At 75.6% G+C, this 16,955-nt stretch carries 17 protein-coding genes and 2 pseudogenes; 5 read left to right on the top strand and 14 right to left on the bottom strand.

Going from position 1 to position 16,955, the window contains the following annotated elements; translation table 11 throughout:
• Window positions 1–26 precede the first annotated feature (26 nt).
• The 9 genes and pseudogenes from JD77_RS24385 to JD77_RS32985 form a co-directional block, all read right to left on the bottom strand.
• Window positions 27–1,076, bottom strand: coding sequence for an FAD-dependent monooxygenase (locus JD77_RS24385; RefSeq protein ID WP_145776334.1), 1,050 nt, complete (start codon window positions 1,074–1,076; stop codon window positions 27–29).
• Window positions 1,077–1,242: 166 nt separating this feature from the next.
• Window positions 1,243–1,701: a class I SAM-dependent methyltransferase gene (locus JD77_RS24380; RefSeq protein WP_145776333.1), complete on the bottom strand. Its 459-nt coding sequence runs from the start codon at window positions 1,699–1,701 to the stop codon at window positions 1,243–1,245.
• On the bottom strand, window positions 1,701–2,435 hold the full coding sequence (locus JD77_RS24375) for a thioesterase II family protein (protein WP_145776332.1): 735 nt from the start codon (window positions 2,433–2,435) through the stop codon (window positions 1,701–1,703). Before JD77_RS24375 ends, JD77_RS24380 begins: the two co-directional genes overlap by 1 nt.
• A gap of 3 nt (window positions 2,436–2,438) precedes the next feature.
• On the bottom strand, window positions 2,439–2,696 hold the full coding sequence (locus JD77_RS34045; protein ID WP_246141339.1) for an acyl-CoA dehydrogenase family protein: 258 nt from the start codon (window positions 2,694–2,696) through the stop codon (window positions 2,439–2,441).
• A 103-nt stretch (window positions 2,697–2,799) separates the two neighbouring features.
• A pseudogene (locus tag JD77_RS34040) lies at window positions 2,800–3,288 on the bottom strand (acyl-CoA dehydrogenase family protein); the annotation flags it as partial.
• Window positions 3,285–3,713: a hypothetical protein gene (locus tag JD77_RS24365; RefSeq protein WP_145776331.1), complete on the bottom strand. Its 429-nt coding sequence runs from the start codon at window positions 3,711–3,713 to the stop codon at window positions 3,285–3,287. The pseudogene JD77_RS34040 and the gene JD77_RS24365, both read right to left, overlap by 4 nt.
• 103 nt (window positions 3,714–3,816) lie before the next feature.
• Entirely contained in the window at window positions 3,817–6,726 is a 2,910-nt protein-coding gene (locus JD77_RS24360; RefSeq protein WP_170286530.1) for an acyl-CoA dehydrogenase family protein, read from the bottom strand.
• Window positions 6,723–7,625 (bottom strand): branched-chain amino acid transaminase, encoded by a 903-nt coding sequence (locus JD77_RS24355; RefSeq protein WP_145776329.1) that lies wholly within the window; start codon window positions 7,623–7,625, stop codon window positions 6,723–6,725. Before JD77_RS24355 ends, JD77_RS24360 begins: the two co-directional genes overlap by 4 nt.
• Window positions 7,625–8,404 (bottom strand): helix-turn-helix transcriptional regulator, encoded by a 780-nt coding sequence (locus JD77_RS32985; protein ID WP_246140893.1) that lies wholly within the window; start codon window positions 8,402–8,404, stop codon window positions 7,625–7,627. Before JD77_RS32985 ends, JD77_RS24355 begins: the two co-directional genes overlap by 1 nt.
• Window positions 8,405–8,774: 370 nt before the next feature.
• Between JD77_RS32985 and JD77_RS24345 the strand changes: the two genes are divergently transcribed.
• Window positions 8,775–10,049: an alpha/beta hydrolase gene (locus JD77_RS24345; protein WP_145776328.1), complete on the top strand. Its 1,275-nt coding sequence runs from the start codon at window positions 8,775–8,777 to the stop codon at window positions 10,047–10,049.
• 328 nt (window positions 10,050–10,377) lie between these two features.
• On the opposite strand, the gene JD77_RS34035 is transcribed toward JD77_RS24345, so the two are convergent.
• A complete protein-coding gene (locus tag JD77_RS34035) occupies window positions 10,378–10,719 on the bottom strand; it encodes a 3-oxoacyl-[acyl-carrier-protein] synthase III C-terminal domain-containing protein (RefSeq protein ID WP_145776327.1) in 342 nt (113 codons plus the stop codon).
• Window positions 10,720–11,141: 422 nt separating this feature from the next.
• Here JD77_RS34035 and kynU point away from each other — a divergent pair, with 422 nt between their 5' ends.
• Window positions 11,142–12,404 (top strand): kynureninase, encoded by a 1,263-nt coding sequence (kynU, locus tag JD77_RS24335; RefSeq protein ID WP_145776326.1) that lies wholly within the window; start codon window positions 11,142–11,144, stop codon window positions 12,402–12,404.
• 13 nt (window positions 12,405–12,417) lie between these two features.
• Here kynU and JD77_RS24330 read toward each other — a convergent pair whose 3' ends face one another.
• From JD77_RS24330 to JD77_RS24315, 4 genes and pseudogenes are all read right to left on the bottom strand, one after another.
• Complete coding sequence (locus JD77_RS24330; protein WP_145776325.1) at window positions 12,418–12,753, bottom strand: YnfA family protein; 336 nt, start codon at window positions 12,751–12,753, stop codon at window positions 12,418–12,420.
• 64 nt (window positions 12,754–12,817) lie between these two features.
• On the bottom strand, window positions 12,818–13,366 hold the full coding sequence (locus tag JD77_RS24325; protein WP_145777753.1) for a GerMN domain-containing protein: 549 nt from the start codon (window positions 13,364–13,366) through the stop codon (window positions 12,818–12,820).
• A 74-nt stretch (window positions 13,367–13,440) separates the two neighbouring features.
• Window positions 13,441–14,726: pseudogene (locus JD77_RS24320) on the bottom strand (sensor histidine kinase).
• A gap of 92 nt (window positions 14,727–14,818) precedes the next feature.
• The gene (locus JD77_RS24315; RefSeq protein WP_145776324.1) at window positions 14,819–15,505 is read right to left on the bottom strand and encodes a response regulator transcription factor; all 687 of its coding nucleotides are present in this window, start codon (window positions 15,503–15,505) and stop codon (window positions 14,819–14,821) included.
• 223 nt (window positions 15,506–15,728) lie between these two features.
• Between JD77_RS24315 and JD77_RS24310 the strand changes: the two genes are divergently transcribed.
• From JD77_RS24310 to JD77_RS24300, 3 genes are read left to right on the top strand one after another with little or no spacing between them, the layout of a single operon-like run.
• The gene (locus JD77_RS24310; RefSeq protein ID WP_145776323.1) at window positions 15,729–16,049 is read left to right on the top strand and encodes a GlsB/YeaQ/YmgE family stress response membrane protein; all 321 of its coding nucleotides are present in this window, start codon (window positions 15,729–15,731) and stop codon (window positions 16,047–16,049) included.
• Window positions 16,046–16,621, top strand: coding sequence for an STAS domain-containing protein (locus JD77_RS24305; protein WP_145776322.1), 576 nt, complete (start codon window positions 16,046–16,048; stop codon window positions 16,619–16,621). The genes JD77_RS24310 and JD77_RS24305 overlap by 4 nt, the downstream gene beginning before the upstream one ends.
• Before the next feature lie 53 nt (window positions 16,622–16,674).
• The gene (locus JD77_RS24300; protein ID WP_387227799.1) at window positions 16,675–16,950 is read left to right on the top strand and encodes a BON domain-containing protein; all 276 of its coding nucleotides are present in this window, start codon (window positions 16,675–16,677) and stop codon (window positions 16,948–16,950) included.
• The last annotated feature ends 5 nt before the right edge of the window (window positions 16,951–16,955 follow it).

The following is a 16,955-nucleotide window of genomic DNA, read 5'->3' as shown; positions in this document are numbered from 1 at the left end:
CGCTCTCCAGAGGCGGTCCGGTCAGCTCACGAGCGCTCGGCGGTCAACTCCGGGGGGCGTTGCACCTCCCGCCACATCTTCGGGGCGCTGGACGCCACCACCACCTTGGCGATCTTGCCGACGACCCAGCGCAGCGCCTTGTTGCGGATCGGCTTGAACCTGTTGACCCGCAGCACGTGCTCCCGGACCCAGTGCACCCGCTCGCGGCGGCGGCGTTCGTACTCGCGCAGGCCGGAGTGGACGTCGACGGCGGTGGCCAGGCAGTCCGCCAGCACCACGCCGTCCTCGATGGCCATGCAGGCGCCCTGGCCCAGGTCGGTCGGCAGCGCGTGGGCGGCGTCGCCGAGCAGCGTCACGGGGCCCTCACCCCAGCGGTCGAGCCACTCGTGATAATAGACGTCGATCCGGCTGATCGTCTCCTGCGACGTGTTTCGGACGAACGTCGGGGCGGGGCCGCGGAGCACGTCGGCGATCTCGCGGGCCCAAGCCGGGATGCCCTGCGGGTCCTCGGTGCCGGGAGTGCGCTCGCAGGACAGCGTCCAGACCACCCGGTCGCCGCCGATCAGCCACGCCCCGCCACCGAAGCGGCTGTCCGGGTCGGAGAAGAGGTGCACGGTGCCGCGCTTGAGGCCGCAGGCGCCGGGCGCGATGCCTCGGTACGTCGACCGTCCGGTGTAGACGGCGGGGATACGGCCGTGCAGCTGCTCCAGGATGGTCGAGCGGATACCGTCGGCGCCGATCAGGTCGCCCCGGCCGATGCCGACGGTCGGGGCGCAACCGGGCCAGATGCTGTCGGCGGTGTTGGTCCGGAACATCACCTGCTGGCGGGAGTTGCGGCTCTCGAAGCCGAGCATCGGCTCGGCGCGCGCCAGCAGCCGCTCCCCCACCCCGATGGTGCGCAGGCTGGTGGTGGCGTTGCTCCAGATGGTGTGCCCGAAGCCGGCGTTGGCCGTGATCTCCTCCAGCTCGCGCCGCTCGTACACCTGCACGGCGAAGCCGTGGCGGGCCAGGGCCAGCGCGGCGGTGAGGCCGCCCACGCCCGCGCCGGTGACCAGGATGGGGCGGGTCAGGTTCATCAGTTCGCTCCTCGGGTGGTCAGCGGCGGGTCATCAGCAGCGTCACGGTGCGCGGCCGGCTGGGCAGGTACTCCAGTTCGAACGCGTCGCCGAAGAGTTCCTTCTCCTCGCCCGGGGCGATCATCGGCGCCATCTTCTGCCCGCCCTTGAGCTGCGTCTTGTCGCCCTAAAAGCAGAACAGCACGACCTTGCCGCCGGTGCGGCTGAGCCGGTGGATGGCCCGGGCCACCGCGAGGCGCTGCTCGCCCTCGGTGTCGTTGAGCGCGCCGAAGTCGCAGATCAGGTCGTACTCGTCGGCCAGGCCGGGGATCGGGCCGGCGGTGATGTCGGCCTGGGTGAACGTGCACCGGTCGGCGACGCCCGCCGACGCGGCGCGGGCGCGGGCGCGGGCGCGGCGCAGCGCGACCGGCGAGAAGTCGACGCCGACGACCGGGCCGAAACCCTTGGTGGCCAGGTAGACGGCCTCCGCGCCGGTGCCGCAGCCGAAGTCCAGGGCGCGTGGCAGCTCGGTCGGGGTGAGCCGGCCGGACTCGACCAGCTCGGTGAGCTGCGGGCGCACCTCCTTGTCCCAGGGTGCGGCGTTCAACCGGTACAGGATGTTGTAGAACCAGGGGCGCAGCCGCATCAGGACGTCCTTCCGTTCTCCACCGGCGCCGCCGGCTCCAGGTCCGCGACGATCCCCTTGAGCACCGTCGCCTGCTCGTCGTTGAGGAAGAAGTGCTGACCCGGGAGGACCCGCACGTCGCAGGGGCCGGACGTCAGCGCCGACCAGTCCGGCAGGGTGTCCGGCGGCGCCTCGGGGTCGTCGGCGCCGCCGTAGACGGTCAGCGGGCAGCTCATCCGGGGGCCGGGCCGGTACTGGTACGTGTCGGCGGCCTCGAAGTCGGCGCGCAGGACGGGAGTCACCAGGTTCAGCAGCTCCTCGTTGGCGAGCACCTCCTCCGGCGTGCCGGCCAGCTCGCGCAGCCGCTCCTTGAACTCGGGCTCGGGCAGCTGGTAGTCGTACTGGGCCATGGGGTGGGGCAGCTGCGGGGCGCGCTGCCCGGAGACGAACAGGTGGGTGGCGGGCCGGCCGTGCAGGTGCTCCAGCCGGCGGGCCAGCTCGAACGCGACCAGCGCGCCGAGGCTGTGGCCGAAGATGGCGTACGGCCGGTCGATGCGGCCCAGCAGGACGCCGATGATGTCCGCGGTGATGGCGTCGACGCTGGTCAGCGGAGTGTCGGCGATCCGGGCCCCCCGGCCGGCGTACTCGACCGGCACCACCTCGATCGAGTCGGGCAGCTCCCGGTGCCAGCGGCCGTAGATGCGCATCGCGGAGCCGCCGGCGTACGGCAGGCAGAAGAGCAGCGTCCTGGCCATCGCTCAGCCCTCCGTCGGGCCGCCGGCGCGGCCGTGGGTGGCGGCTATCGTGCGGAACTGCATGTTGGAGGTCCCCTCGTAGATCTTGCCGACTTTGGCGTCCCGGTAGAACTTCTCCACCCCGTGCTCGGGGACGAAGCCGTTGGCGCCGAGCGTCTCCACCGCCAGCGCGGCCGCCCGCTCGGCGACGTCGGAGGCGACGTACTTGGCCATCGCGGTGGCGCGCAGCCGTTGCGCGGGTGTGCCCCCGTGCTGGAGCAGCCGGGTGGTGTCGTAGAGCAGGGCCCGTGCGGCCTGCAGCTCGGCGGCGACGGGCGAAGACGATGAACAGGCCGGCCTCGGCTGCGCTGCTGATCCACCGCTTCGCCCCGTTGAGGACGTACCCGCCGCCGTCTGCGACGGCCGTGGTGCGGCTGGCGAAGGCGTCGCTGCCGGCCTCCGGCTCGCTGATGGCGTACGCGCCGACGGTGCCGTTGGCCAGCCGGGGCAGGTGCCGGCGGCGGGCGTCGCCGTCGCCGTGGTGCAGCAGCGCGCTGGCCACCAGGGCGTTCTGCACGTCGACGAGGACGGCCACGGACGGGTCGACCCGGGCGATCTCCTCGATGGTGAGCACGGTGGCGAACAGGTCCCGCCCGGCGCCGCCGTACAGCTCGGGGATCTCCACCCCCATCAGCCCGGCGGCGAACAGCTCCCGGACCAGGTCGGGGTCGATCCGGGCGGCCTCGTCCATGGCGCGGACGCGGGGCGCGACGGCCTCGGCGGCGAACCCGCGGACGGTGTCGCGCCACTTGGCGTCCTCCGGCGGCAGCCAGGTCACCGGCTGCGGCACCCCCGGTTCGGTGGCGACGGTCATCGTGGCGTCCCCTCGGTGTCGGCGTCGGAGTCCCGGCCGGCGGCGTCGGCGCTGGTGGACCGGGTCACGGCGGTGAGGAAGGCCGCGAGGTCGTCGCGGCCGAGCCCGGCGAGCGGGAAGTCGCTCGGGCTGACCGTGCCGGCGCCCGGCCGGGCGCAGTGCTCGGCCAGCTCGTCCAGCGCGGCGGTCAGCGCCTCGGCCAGACCGTCCAGCGTGGCGGCGTCGGCGGGTCCCGCGACGGCGGACAGCTCGACCACGAGGTCGCCGGCGGCGAGGTGCCCGGTGACCAGCAGCCGGTGCCCCGTCCCGTCGTACGCCCGCGGCGCCGCCGCGGCCTCCCCGGCCGCCCCCGGTGCCCCGTTGAGGTCCCCGAGATGCCGCACCAGCACCTGCGCCCGCCGGCGCAGGTGCCCGCGATCTTGCACTTCGCGCCCCGGCGAACCGGACGAATGCCGCGAACCGAGGGCCGAAAGTGCAAGATCGCCGGGGCGGGGGTGGTGGCGCGGTGGTGGTCCTTGACCGTCTGGATCAGGGTCCGGGGGGAGGTCCAGGGTCAGCGGGGCGACCGTGGCGTACGGGCCGACCGCGCCGGTGACGTCGAGGTCGCCGACCCCGTCGGCGCGCAGGTCGTGCTCGACGTCCACGGTGGCCCGGTCGGCGCCGGTGGCACGCAGCGCGGCGGCGAGCGCGACGAGCACCACCTCGTCGGCGGCCAGCCGGTACGCCCGGGACGCCGCGTCGAGCAGCGCCGCCGCCCGCGCGGCCGGCACCCGCACCTCCCGCCGGTACGCGGGCGCGCCCGGCTCGGCCGGCCCGAGTGGCAGGGGCGAGCTGTCGCCGTCGCCGCCGCGGGTGCCCGCGTCGGTGTCCTGTGGAGCTGCCCGTTCGCGCTTCCGGCGGCCGGGCCGCCGGACTCGGCGTCGGCGGCCGGATCGGCGGTCGCAGCCGGACCGGCGGTCGCAGCCGGACCGGCGGTCGCGGACCGGCGGTCGCAGCCGGACCGGCGGTCGCAGCCGGACCGGCGACCGCGGCGGCCAGGCGTTCGGCCCAGTGGCCCAGCGGCACCGGCGCCGCGGGCAGCTCCGGGCCGGCGCCGCTGGCGGCGGTGTCCAGGGCGCGGCGCAGGTCGGCGTAGAGCGGCGGCCAGGAGCGGGCGTCGACGGCGAGGTCGGCGACCAGCCAGACGAGGCGGCGCTGCCCGTCGCCGAGGTCGAACAGGGCGGCCCGGGTCAGCGGCCCGTCGACCGCGTCCAGTTCGTCCCGGATGTCCGCGACCATCTGGGCGCGGGCCGCCTCCCGGCGCGCCTCGGGCAGCGGCGCCAGGTCGATCAGCGGCACGTACGGCTCGTCCTCGACGCCGACGCGCTGCCGCCAGCCGTCCGTGCCGGGCACCAGCCGCAGCCGCAGCGCGGGGTGCGCGGCGAGCAGGGCGGCCAGCACGCGGCCGGCGGCGTCGGAGTCGACCCCGGCGGGCACCGGCAGGTCGAGCACCTGCACGCCCAGCGGCCGGGCCGGCCCGTCCGGGCCGACGAGCGCCGCCTGCCACGGGGTGAGCGGGAAGGTGCCGCCCGTGGCGTCCCGCCCGGCGGCGGTGGCGCGGGCGTCGGCGACCGCCGCCAGTTCGGCGACGACCTGGTGGGCGAACAGGTCGGCGGGGGTGATCTCGATGCCCTCGGCGGTGGCCCGGCCGACGATCTGGATGCCGGTGATGGAGTCGCCGCCGACGGCGAAAAAGTTGTCGAACGGCCCCACCTCGGGCTGGTTGAGCACCTCGCCGATCAGCCGGGCCAGCAGCAGCGCCGTCGGGCTCGCCTCCCCGGTCGGGGCCTGCTCGCCGGCCAGCCGGGCCGGGTCGGGCAGGGCCGCCCGGTCGACCTTGCCGTTGGCCGACAGCGGCAGCCGGTCCAGGGCCAGCACGAACTGCGGCACCAGGTACGCGGGCAGCGTCCGGGCGGCGTCCTCGCGGACCGCCTCGACGAGGGCGTCCCGGTCGGCGTCCGGGTCGGTGGGCACCACGTACGCGACCAGCCGCCGGTGGTGCCGGTCGCCCGGGGCGGCGGCCACGGCCGCGGCGACGCCGGGGTGGCGGGCCAGGGCGGCCTCGATCTCGCCCAGCTCGATCCGATAGCCGCCCGGCGGCCCGGCGGCCCGGCGGGCCCGGCGGCGTGCAGGGCACGGGGCCGGGCGGCGGGGTGGGGGTGGGGGTGGGGGTGGGGGTGGGGGTGGACTTGGTGGTCGCGCCCCGGCCGGGCTCAGGGATGGGGGGTGTCGGCGGCCGTCAGCCGCTCCAGCTCGGCGTCGAACCGGGGGGTCCGGCCGCAGCAGCCGACGCGCGACCAGCTCGGTGAGCACCTCGTCGGCGCCGCCGCCGATGCGGGCCAGCCGCACGTCCCGCCACCAGCCCTCGAGCGGGAAGTTCGTGGTGTAGCCGCGGGCTCCGAAGACCTGGAGGCAGTCGTCGGTCACGCGTTCCACGATGTCGCAGACGACCAGCTTGAGGGCGGCGGCCTCGTGCGCGAAGCCCTCGCCGGCCGCGCCCCGGGCCACGGTGTCGCGCAGCGCGGCGCCGGCGACGCCGAGCCGGGCGTGGGCGTGGGCCAGCCGGTGCCGGACGGCCTGCTCGTCCAGCAGTGGTCCGTCACCGACGATCCGCCGGCGGGCGTGCGCGGCGGCCAGTCCCAGCGCCATCCGGCCGGCGGTGAGCAGCTGCGCGCAGATGGAGAGGCGCTCGAACTGCAGCAGCCGGCTGGCGTACGCCAGGCCCATGCCGGGGGCGCCGAGCAGCGCGTACGGCGGCAGCAGCGTGTCGAAGGCGACCTCGCCGACGTCGCAGGAACGCAGGCCGGCGGTGTCGAAAAAGCCCTCGACGCGGACGCCCGGAGTGTCCAGGGGGACCAGGAACAGCGCCAGGTCGCGCGGGCCGCCGCCGGCCACCCGGGCCACGGCCAGCAGGTGCGTCGCCGCGCCGAGGTTCGACACGTACCGCTTGCGGCCGACCAGCCGCCAGCCCTCCGGCTCCCGGGTGGCGGTGCTGCGGATACCGGCGAGGTCGGAGCCGCCCCGCGGCTCGGTGGCGCCGAAGCAGCCGACGGCCCGGCCGGCGAGCGCGTCGTCGAGCAGGTCCCGCTGGGCGGCGTCGGCGGCCAGCCACGTCAGCGCGCCGACGAACACCTCGCTGTGCCCCATCGCGGCCAGCGCCAGCCCGCTGTCGAACTCGGCGAGTTCCTCGGCCATGGCGACCAGCCGGGGCAGCCCGCCGGTCGCCCCGGGCGTCCACCGCTCGCGGAAGACGCCGTGCGCGGCGAGGGCCGCGAGCACCTCCCGGTGGAGGTGCCCGTCGGCCGCCCAGCCACGCCGCCGGTCCGGGTCGACGCCCGCGAGCGCGCCGCGGACCAGCCCCCGGTAGTCGAGCTCCGTGGCCGTCTCCGGCACGGTCATCCCACCAGCTCCCGCCATTCGGGGTGGGCGGTGTTGCGCCCGGTGTTCAGGTCGGCGTACCGGGCGGCGAGCTGCTGCGTCACCGGCCCCACCTTGCCGCTGCCCACGGGCCGGCCGTCCACGTTCAGCACCGGCACGATGCCGGCCGCCGTGCCGGTGAGGAAGCACTCGTCGGCGTGGTAAAGGTCGGTGCGGACGAGCACGTCGACGCGGGTCGGGATGTCGTCCTCCCTGGCGAGGGTGAGAACGGTGTCGCGAACCACGCCCTCCAGGGCACCGGAGGCGAGGGTGGGGGTGCGCAGCTCACCGTCGCGCACGACGAAGATGTTGTGCGCGTAGCCGTCGGTGACGTGGCCCTCGGTGTTGAGCATGATGGCCTCGTCGTATCCGCTGGTCAGCGCCTCCACCTGGGCCAGGTAGGAGTTCAGGTACTGGCCGGTGGCCTTCGCCGCCGGGGGCAGCACGTGCGAGGGCATCCGCTGGTAGCTGGACACCTTGGCCTTTACACCCTGCTCCTTGGCGCCGCCGACGAGCGGGCCGTCGGTGCCGGCGATGATCGCCACCCGGTAGGGGGCGGTGAGCGGGTTCGGCCCGGCGCCGAGGAAGACGATCGGCCGCAGGTACGCCTCGGTGAGGCCGTTGGCCCGCACCACCGCCCGGCACGCCTCGGCGAGGTCCTCGACGGTGTACGGCAGGCGGACCAGGTAGGTGGCCGCGGAGCGGGCCAGCCGGCGCAGGTGGTCGGTGAGGCGGAAGATGGCCGGGCCCTGCGGGGTGTCGTGGCACCGGATACCCTCGAAGAAGCCGATCCCGTAGTGCAGGCCGTGCGAGCTGACGTGCACGTGCGCGTCGTCCCAGTCAACCAGGGCCCCGTCCAGCCACACCTTGGCGTCGGTCATCACGCTCTCCCTCCGTTGCCCCACTGCTGCTGCTCCGGCACGGACGCGATGCGGCGGCGGAGGTTGACCACGGCCGGGTCCGGTGGTTGTACCGTCTCCTCGGCCAGCAGACCGTGGCTCAGGGCGACGGTCACCGCCACCGTCCGGTTGGGACAGTTCAGTTTGGCCAGGACGTTGCCGACGTGCCGCTTCGCGCCGTGCTCGGAGATGCCGAGCCGTCGGGCGATCTGCTTGTTGCTGAGCCCTTCGGCCAAGAGCTTAAGAGCCTGCCGTTCCCGCGGCGTGAGCATGAAAGGCGGGTCCGAACGGGGCTTGCCAGCGGTACGTAGCTCATCGAGAATGCGCCGCGCCAGGGACCCCGGGATGGGCATCTCGCCGTGGCGCAGCTTGTGCAGGCTGTCGGCCAGGACCGTGCGGTTCAGCCCCGGCTCCAGCAGGAACCCGTCGACCGACAGCGTGGCGACCTCCGGCAGCAGGGCGTCCTCCGGCTGCCGGAGCAGGAACAGCGAGGACGTGCCGGTACGCACGGCGGCGGCGAGGACCGCGTCGGTGCCGCCGGGCGGGCCGTCGGCGGAGACGATCAGGATCTGGTACTCGCCCGTCTCCAGCAGTCGGATGGTGGCGAGCGGGTCGCCGCCGGGCTGCACGGTGGTCACCATCGGCAGGTCCGCCAGCATCTGACTGAGTCCGCAGCGGGTCAGCTCGTTCTCGATGGCCACCAGGACCGCGAGCCCGGCGGTGGCCGTTGACGGGCGTGGGCTGACGCTCACCTCTTGCATGTTCTCTTCCTCCCCCGGGGCCTCGCACGGCCCCCTGCACACATCCGGGCGGCGCGGCGCCGACGGCCGGTGCGGCCGGGGGCCTCGCCGCCCGTTGGAAATGGAACATGAGCTTGCGGCTCGACCAGCCGGATAAGCAGATATCCGAGCTGGTCGATCATTCCTGACGGGAATGTTAACGGTCCATGGCTCTCGACACCACAAAACCAGAGTGACTACGAAGAGTAGGCCACGCGGCCGGGAGGCGCCGACCCGCGTTGACGTCGTCAAATGCGAGTCCCGCCGCCCCGGACCATTGTGGCTTTGCCCCGGCGACCCGGCGTGAAACGATGCCGGCGTGACGACATTCCCCCGGGCAAGACGGACCGCGATGACCGTTCTGCGTATTGCCGGTGCATTAGCAATCCTCGTTGTCGCAATCGGAGTCGCCTGGTCCGCCGTGTTCGGGGTGGCCCGGGTCAGCGACCGCCCCGCCGTGTTCCTCGCGGCCGGCCTGGCGGCCTACGCGGCCGTACTGGCGGCGGGCGGTTGGCTGCTCACCCAGCGGCTGCCGGACGGCACGGCCAGCCGGGCCCGGGCGGTGGGGGCCGCCGTGGCGGCGATCCTGGTCCTGCTCCCCGCGGCGTGGGCGCTGCTGGCGCCGAACGCCCCGCACGCCACGCGGGACCCGGCCGGCCTGCGGCACTGGGCGCTGCCCGACGGCGCCCGGCTCGCCGCGCTGCTGGTGCCGGCCCGGCCCCGGGCGACCGGCGATCCGATCGTCTTCCTGCACGGCGACCCCGGGGTGGCGGACATGGACCACGACGCGCCGGTGCTGGGCCGGCTCGCCGGCAGCGGCCGGGACGTCTGGCTCTACGACCAGCGCGGGGCGGGCCGCTCCAGCCGGCTGGCCGACCCGGCCGGCTACTCACTCGAACGGGACGTCGCCGACCTGGAGGAGGTCCGCCGCCGGATCGGCACCGACCGGATGGTGTTGATCGGGCACTCGTACGGGGCGACTCTCGCCGCCAACTACCTGGCCCGGCACCCGGAGCGGGTCTCCCGGGTGGTCTTCTACTCGCCCGGGCGCCTGGTGCCGCAGGTGGGCGACGTCAGCGGCAACGGCATGCTCGGCCGGCTCGACACCCGGCAGCGGCTGGCCGTGCTCGGCAGCACGCTGTCCCCGCGGGCCATGCTGACCTGGAGCCTGGTCAGGGCCAATCCGCGGGCGGCGCACGCGTTCTCCGGCGACGCGGAGATGGACGCCCGCTTCGCCACCCTGTACCGGCAGGCCGCGCCGGGCCTGGTCTGCGCCGACAGCCCCGCCCCGCCGGCCCCCGCCCGACCCGGGTTCTACGCCAACCAGGTGCCCCTCGCCAGCACCCGACAGGCGGACGACATCCGCCCGGCCCTGGCCGGGCTGCGGGTGCCCGCGCTGATCCTCAAGGGCGCCTGCGACTACCTGCCGTGGTCGTTCGCCGCCGACTACCAGGGCAGCGTGCCGGGCAGCCGGCTGATCTTCTTCGACCGCTCCGGTCACCAGATCCACCTGGAGCAGGAGGCCGAGTTCCTGGCGGTGGTCCGCGCCTTCCTGGCCGACGCCCCGAGCCCGCTGCCGCCCTGGTCGGACGCCGAGCCGCCGCCGAACTACCAGGGCGCCCGCTGAGCGGGCCAGGCATCGACGCGGGCCAGGGCGGCCACCGGTCGACAACGTTGCAAATTGCAGCCAAGGTTACCCGCCCTCGGCTTGTCGATTGGCTGCCGAGAGAGCCTCCTGCCGGGGCGACTACTACTCTCCGTAGCATTCGCGGGTTACCGGACCGGTAAACCTTTCGCACCCTGCCGGAAAGCTCGGCGACCAATATCGGGACCGCTCCCAGCGCGCGATTACCCGCCATGCGCCAACCGGCAGGGAATTATTGAGTCGACAAGTATATTGGGACGCGGCGGTAGCGCCCGTCCGCAAATGTTCGCCCTGCGAGGTAAACGGACGTTCAGGGCAGCCGCACCACCTGACCAGCGTACAGCAGACCGGCGCCGAACCCGAGCAGCAGCGCGAGGCCGCCGCGGACCTCCGGGGCACGGCTGACCAGTCGGTCCAGCGCCATGGGCACCGACGCGGCGGCGGCGTTGCCCAGGTCCGCGTGCCCCATCACCGCGAGGGTCTCCTCGGGGCCCGCGAAGCGACGGAGCCGGATGCCGGAGCGGCGTTGGATCCACTCCTCGGTCGAGTCGATGCCGGCACACACCTCCCGGTTGGTCACCACCCGCTCGGGCAGGTACCCGCCGATCCCCACGATCGCCGCGTGCGGCGCCCCGTCCAGCGGCACGTCCATCAGCCCCTTCCGCCTCTCGACCCGGCACCCGTCCGCGGGTCGCCCGTACGCAGCCTCCCCGGCGAGCGGGTGCGGCCGGCCATGGCGACCAGCACCGCCAGGCTGCTTCCGCATGTCGGCGTCGCCTCCACGTCGGTGGCCCCAGGGCCGGTTCGGCGCGGCACACGGCCCACGTCGCGCTCGGCCGGAGCCGAACGGATGACGCGGCGTCGTCCGCGCGGGTCCTCGGCGACTGTAGGAACGTTCGAAGGCGCCCTGGCACGCCGATCGGGCACCCCGAGTGGCCATCCCCGTCCGGCCTCCGCCCGGGTCGCGCTCCCGCTGGTCGGGACCGGCGTACGCGCCCGGGCCGGTCGGCGGGGCCGAACGGCTACGGTGGGCCGCCCGTCGCCGCGGTAGACCTCGGGTGAAGGGAGCGGCAGATGCGCGACGACTTCCCGCGGTACCTGGCCAAGGAGCTGGACGCCGCCGACCCGCTGGCGGACCTGCGCGACCGGTTCGTGATCGGCGACGACGACCTCATCTACCTCGACGGCAACTCGCTGGGGCGGCTGCCGGCGGCCACCCCGGCCCACCTGGACCGGCTGGTCCGCCAGGGGTGGGGGGACCAACTCGTCCGCTCCTGGCCGACGTGGATCGAGTGGGGCCGGCGCCTCGGCGACCGGCTCGCCGCGCACGCGCTCGGCGCCCGCCCCGGCGAGGTCGTGGTCTCCGACTCGACCTCGGTCAACCTGTACAAGCTCGCCGCCGCCGCGCTGGACGCCGCGGGCGGGCGCCGTACGATCCTCGTCGACGCCGAGGACTTCCCCACCGACCGGTACGTCCTGCAGGGGCTGGCGCAGGCCCGCGGGCTGACCCTGCGGATGCTCCCCTCCGACCTCGACGAGGGGCTGCGGCTGCACGAGCTGCGGGCCGCGCTGGACACCGACGTGGCGCTGGTGGTGCTCTCCGCGGTCTCCTACCGGTCCGGGGCGCTGCTGGACATGGCGGCCGTGAACGCCGCCGCCCGCGAGGTCGGTGCGGTCGTGCTGTGGGACCTCTGCCACGCCGTGGGGGCGGTGCCGGTCGAGCTGGAGGCCAGCGGCGCCGAGCTCGCCGTCGGCTGCACCTACAAGTACCTCAACGGCGGCCCCGGCGCCCCGGCCTTCCTGTACGTGCGCCGGGAGCTGCAGTCCCGGCTGCGCCAGCCGATCCAGGGCTGGTTCGGCCAGCGCGACCAGTTCCTCATGGGGGCCGACTACGACCCCGCCCCCGGCGTGGACCGGTTCCTGGTCGGCACCCCGCCGATCCTCTCGCTGGCCGCGCTCGACCCGGCCCTGGACGTCCTCGCCGAGGCCGGCGTCGCCCGGATACGCGCCAAGGGCCGCCGCCTCGGCGAGCTGATCGTGGCGCTGACCGACGCCTGGCTCACCCCGCACGGCTTCCGGGTGGCCTCGCCGCGCGACCCGGACCGGCGCGGCGGCCACGTCTCGCTGCACCACCCCGAGGCGCTGCGGATCTCCCGGGCGCTGGCCACGCAGGCGCGGGTGGTGGGCGACTACCGCACCCCCGACCGGCTGCGCCTCGGCCCGGCGCCCCTGTACACCCGGTACGTGGACGTCTGGGACGCCATGGACCGGCTGCGCGACCTCGCCGAGCGGCGCGCCTGGGAGCACGTGCCGGGCGAGCCGTCCCGGGTCACCTGAGCGGGACCGGACGTCAGGCGCCGCGCGGCGCGTACATGATCACCGCGACGCCGACGAGGCAGATCACGGCACCCACGACGTCCCAGCGGTCGGGGCGGAAGCCGTCGACGACGACGCCCCAGGCGAGCGAGCCGGCGACGAACACGCCGCCGTAGGCCGCGAGGATCCGGCCGAAGTTCGGGTCGGGCTGGAAGGTGGCGACGAAGCCGTACGCGCCGAGGGCGATGACGCCGGCGGCGATCCACCACAGGCCGCGGTGTTCGCGCCAACCCTGCCAGACCAGCCAGGCCCCGCCGATCTCGGCGAGCGCGGCGAGCGCGAACAGCAGCAGCGAACGAAGGACGGTCACCCGCGGCACCGTACCGCACCGGGCGGACGACGCCGCCCGCCGTGACCGGGCCACGGCGGGCGGATCAACGGCCGGCGAGCAGGGCGGTGTAGTCGTCGGCGGTCAGGGGCCGGGGCGACAGCGCGCCGTCCGCCCTGGGCACCCCGAGGGGCCGGCCGCCGCGCAGGAACGACACGGCGGTGACGTCGTCGCGGGCGGTCAGCGTGCAGACGATCTGCCCGAACGCGATCAGTTCGTCGCTGCGGGCGTTGTCATCGCCGGCGCCGGCCACGGTGACCCGGGCCTCGCCGGCGACCACGCCCGTGACGCCGGCACCCGTCACCCCGGCCAGGGCGCTGGTGAGGCCGGCCGCCCGCTCGCCGGCGGTGGGCCCGGCGAGCAGGTGCCGGAGCTGGGCGTCGGCGGTGGGCGCGGCAACGACGCGGCGGGCCACCGGCACCAGCCGGTCGTCCCGGACGAAGCAGAGCGTCTCGGTGACCCGGCCGGCCGCCGGCGGCAGGTCGACGGTGGTCGGCGAGGGGAACGGGCCGGGCGGGGCCTCGACCACCCGGGGCGCGGCCTCCGTGCCGACCCCGCAGGCGGCGACCGCCGTCAGCAGCGCGGCCAGCGCCACCGGGACGACGCCCCGGCGGGCGCCGCGCGCGGCGCGGACGACCCGCCGGGCGCCGGCACCGCACGAACCGCGGGTCACGACAGGCTCCCCGGCAGGGTCACCCGGAAGCGGGCCCCGCCGCCGCCAGGGCGGTCCGCGACCTCGGCCGCCCGCCGTGCGCCGCGGCGTGCTGCGCGACCAGCGCCAGGCCGAGGCCCGTACCGTCGCCGGCGCCGCGGTCGTGGGCGGCCCGACCGCGCACGAACCGGTCGAAGATGGTCTCGCGGTCCTCCGCGGGGACGCCCGGGCCGTGGTCGTCGACCTCGATCACCCCGGCGTCGCCGGCGCGGGACAGCCGCACCGCGACCGGGCCGGCGCCGTACCGCACGGCGTTGTCGAGCAGGTTCGCCAGCACCTGCGCGACGCGGCGCCGCTCCACCCGCCAGGTGGCCGGCGTGTCCGCCCCGAGGGCCACCAGCGCCGGCGGCAGGTCCCGGTCCGCGCAGGCGGCGCGGGCCAGGGCCGCCACGTCGACGGCGGCCCGGCGGGCGGTCTCGTCGCTGCGGGCCAGGTCGATCAGGTCGTTGACCAGCCGCTGGAAGCGGTCGATCTCGTCGGCGACCAGGCCGGCGGCGGTGGCCGTGCGCCCGTCGTGGTGGGCGCGCCGCCGCTGCAGGACGCTCGCGGCGGCGGCCAGGGTCTGCAACGGCGAGCGCAGTTCGTGGCTGACGTCGGCGGCGAACCGGCGGTCCCGCTCGATCCGGCGGGCGAGCTGGTCGACCATGTGGTTGAACGACGTCGACAGCCGGGTCAGGTCGGGATCGGTGGCCGGGTCGAGGCGGGCGGTGACGTCGCCGGCGGCGATCCGCTCCGCGGCGTCGGCGACCGCGGTGAGGGGACGCAGGCTGTGCCGGGTCGCGTACCAGCCCAGCGCCGCACCGGAGCCGGCCACCATGATGGCCACCGCGGTCAGCGTCAGCGCCAGGGCCCGGAACGTGCGCTCCAACTCCCCCAGCGAGTTGACCTCGTAGTACGTCGCCGAGCCGGACAGCGGCACCCCGACCAGCAGCGCCGCCTGCCCGTCGACCCGGACCCGCTGCACGGCCGGCTCGCCGGAGCGGACGAGGCGTTGCAGGTCCTCGGGGATGGCGGCGGTGAGGCCCTCGTCGGCGATGAGGCCGTACCACTGGCCGTCGCGGTGCAGCAGGGCCCGCCGGCTGCTCCCCGTGTCCAGCGACCGCAGCACCTCTGCCACGTCCGGGGCCTCGGCGTCCAGCCCGCTGCGCACCACGGCGGCGTCGAAGTACGCGGCCCGGACCGCGGTGCGCTCCCGCTCGTCGAGCAGCGAGCGGCGGGTCAGCTCGTACGACACCAGCGCCATCGACGCGGCCAGCAGCAGCGCGCCGGCGGCGAACGCGGCGGTGACCCGGGCGCGCAGGCCGAGGCGGCGGCACGACCGGCGGCGGACGCGGTTCACCGCTGCAGCTTGTAGCCGAGGCCGCGCAGGGTCACCAGGTGCCTCGGGTTGGCCGGATCCGCCTCGATCTTCTGCCGCAGCCGTCCGACGTGGACGTCGACCAGCCGCTCGTCGCCGGTGTCGTACCCCCACACCCGGCTCAGCAGCTGCTGGCGCGACAGCACCCGGCCGGCGTGCTCGGCCAGCTCACACAGCAGTCGAAACTCGGTGCGGGTGACCGCGACGGTCCGCCCCGCGCGGCGGACCTCGCCCGCCTCCGGGCTGACCTCCAACTCGCCGAAGGACAGCACCGGCACCGGCCCGGAGGCCGCCGGCACGGCGGCGCGGGCGCGGCGGCGCAGGGCACGCAGCCGGGCCGTCAGCTCCTTGATGGCGACCGGCTTGACCACGTAGTCGTCGGCACCGGCCTCCAGCGCGGCCACGATGTCGTGGGTGTCGTCGCGGGCGCTGACCACCACGATCGGCACGTCGTCGTCGCGGCGCAGCGCGCGGATGCACTCGAAGCCGTCCATGCCGGGCAGCATCAGGTCGACCAGGACGTAGTCGGCCGGGTCGCGGCGCTGCGCGCGCAGCCCCTCCTCGGCGGTGGCCGCGCCCCAGGCGTCGTATCCCTCGTCCTCCAGCGCCAGTTGCAGCGCCAGCCGGATCCGGTCGTCGTCCTCGATCACCAGTACCGCCGTCATACCGGCATCATTCCCAAGCCCCCCGCCGGCCGACCAGTCGCGCCGGCCCGGCGGCGGATTTGTCACGCAACTGTCATGCGCCCGCGCCAAGCCCGCCAACCGGGGCGGGCACCGTGGTGGCCGTCGGCATCCGCGAGGAGAGGGGGAACGTCGTGACCACGCCGCTGGCACGCGCGAGATGCACCGTCCCGCCGCCGGCCCCGCATCCCGCACGGGAGCGGGCGTGACCGGGGTCGCCCTCGTCAGCGCCCTCGCCGTGGGGCTCGTCGTCGGGGCGCTCGGCGGGCTGATGGTTCCCGCGCCGGTGGCGCCGCGCTGGCTCACCCTCGTCGCCGGTGTCGCCGCGGCCCTGCTCGGCGCCGTCCTCGTCCGCCTGGCCGGCGTGGACGGCGCGCGCCTCCGGCTGCTGGACCTGCTGGCGCCGGCCGGGCTGGCCGGCGTCGGCGTCGCCCTCGTCGCGGCCACCGCCGGCCGCGCCGACTCGGCCTGGGCGCGGCAGACCCCGTCCGGCACCGACCGCGGCCCGGGAGAGGAGCACGGATGACGGTCGTACCGGACGACCAGCGGATGACCCTGATCTGCGACACCTGCGGCGACACGGACACCGGCACGGCGTGCGTGCTGCCGGACGCCGAGGTCGTCTGGACCCTGCTCGCCGAGTACGGCTGGAGTGGGTCCCCGTTCGCCACCGGCCCGCACCGCTGCCCGCGGTGCAGCCCGCTGCCGCCCGGGACCCGCCCGCGCCGCGCGGACCGCGACACCACCCTCGGCGTCGACCTGCCGGGCGTGGTGGCCGCCGACCTCGACGACGGCGACGCCCTACGGTGCGCGCTGCGCGACGCGGTCGAGGTCGGGGCGTACGTCGTGGTCGACTTGAGCGGGGTGCGGACCGTCGACTCCGACGGTCTGGGCCTGCTCGTCCGCGCCCAGCGCGACGCCCGCGAGCGGGGCAGGGCGCTGTGCCTGGCCGCGCCGTCGCGGTTCGTCCGCGCCGTCCTGCACACCATGCGCCTGACCGGGGCGTTCCCGCTGTTCGACAGTCCCGCCGCGGCGCTCGCCCGACTCTCACCGGCCCCGGCCGGGCCGCTCCCCGCCGTCCCCTGCGCCCATACCTGACCGCCGCCCGGCGTCGCCGGCCCGACCAGTCCAGAGAGGCACCTTCCGTGGTCATGCCCTGGCCGTACCCCGACGACCGCTCCTGGCCGGACGAGCCCGGGCCGACGGACGACGACGCCCGGATCGCCGCCGCGGTGGCCCGGCGGTTCGGCGACGGCTGGACCAGCCGGCACCGGCACGTCTGCATCGCCGTGCAGAACCGCGTGGTCATCCTCTCCGGCGTCGTCGCCGACCCGCAGACCCGCCGGGCCGCCGGGGAGCTGGCGTGGAGCGTGCCCGACGTCGTCGACGTCTGCAACGCGCTCCGGCTGGCCGGCCCGCGCCGGTAGGGGCC

The sequence above is a fragment of the Micromonospora olivasterospora genome (assembly GCF_007830265.1).
GTDB classification, from domain to species: Bacteria; Actinomycetota; Actinomycetes; order Mycobacteriales; family Micromonosporaceae; genus Micromonospora; species Micromonospora olivasterospora.
The sequence above is the reverse complement of the archived record's forward strand: the minus strand, read 5'-3'. Positions and strand labels throughout refer to the sequence as shown.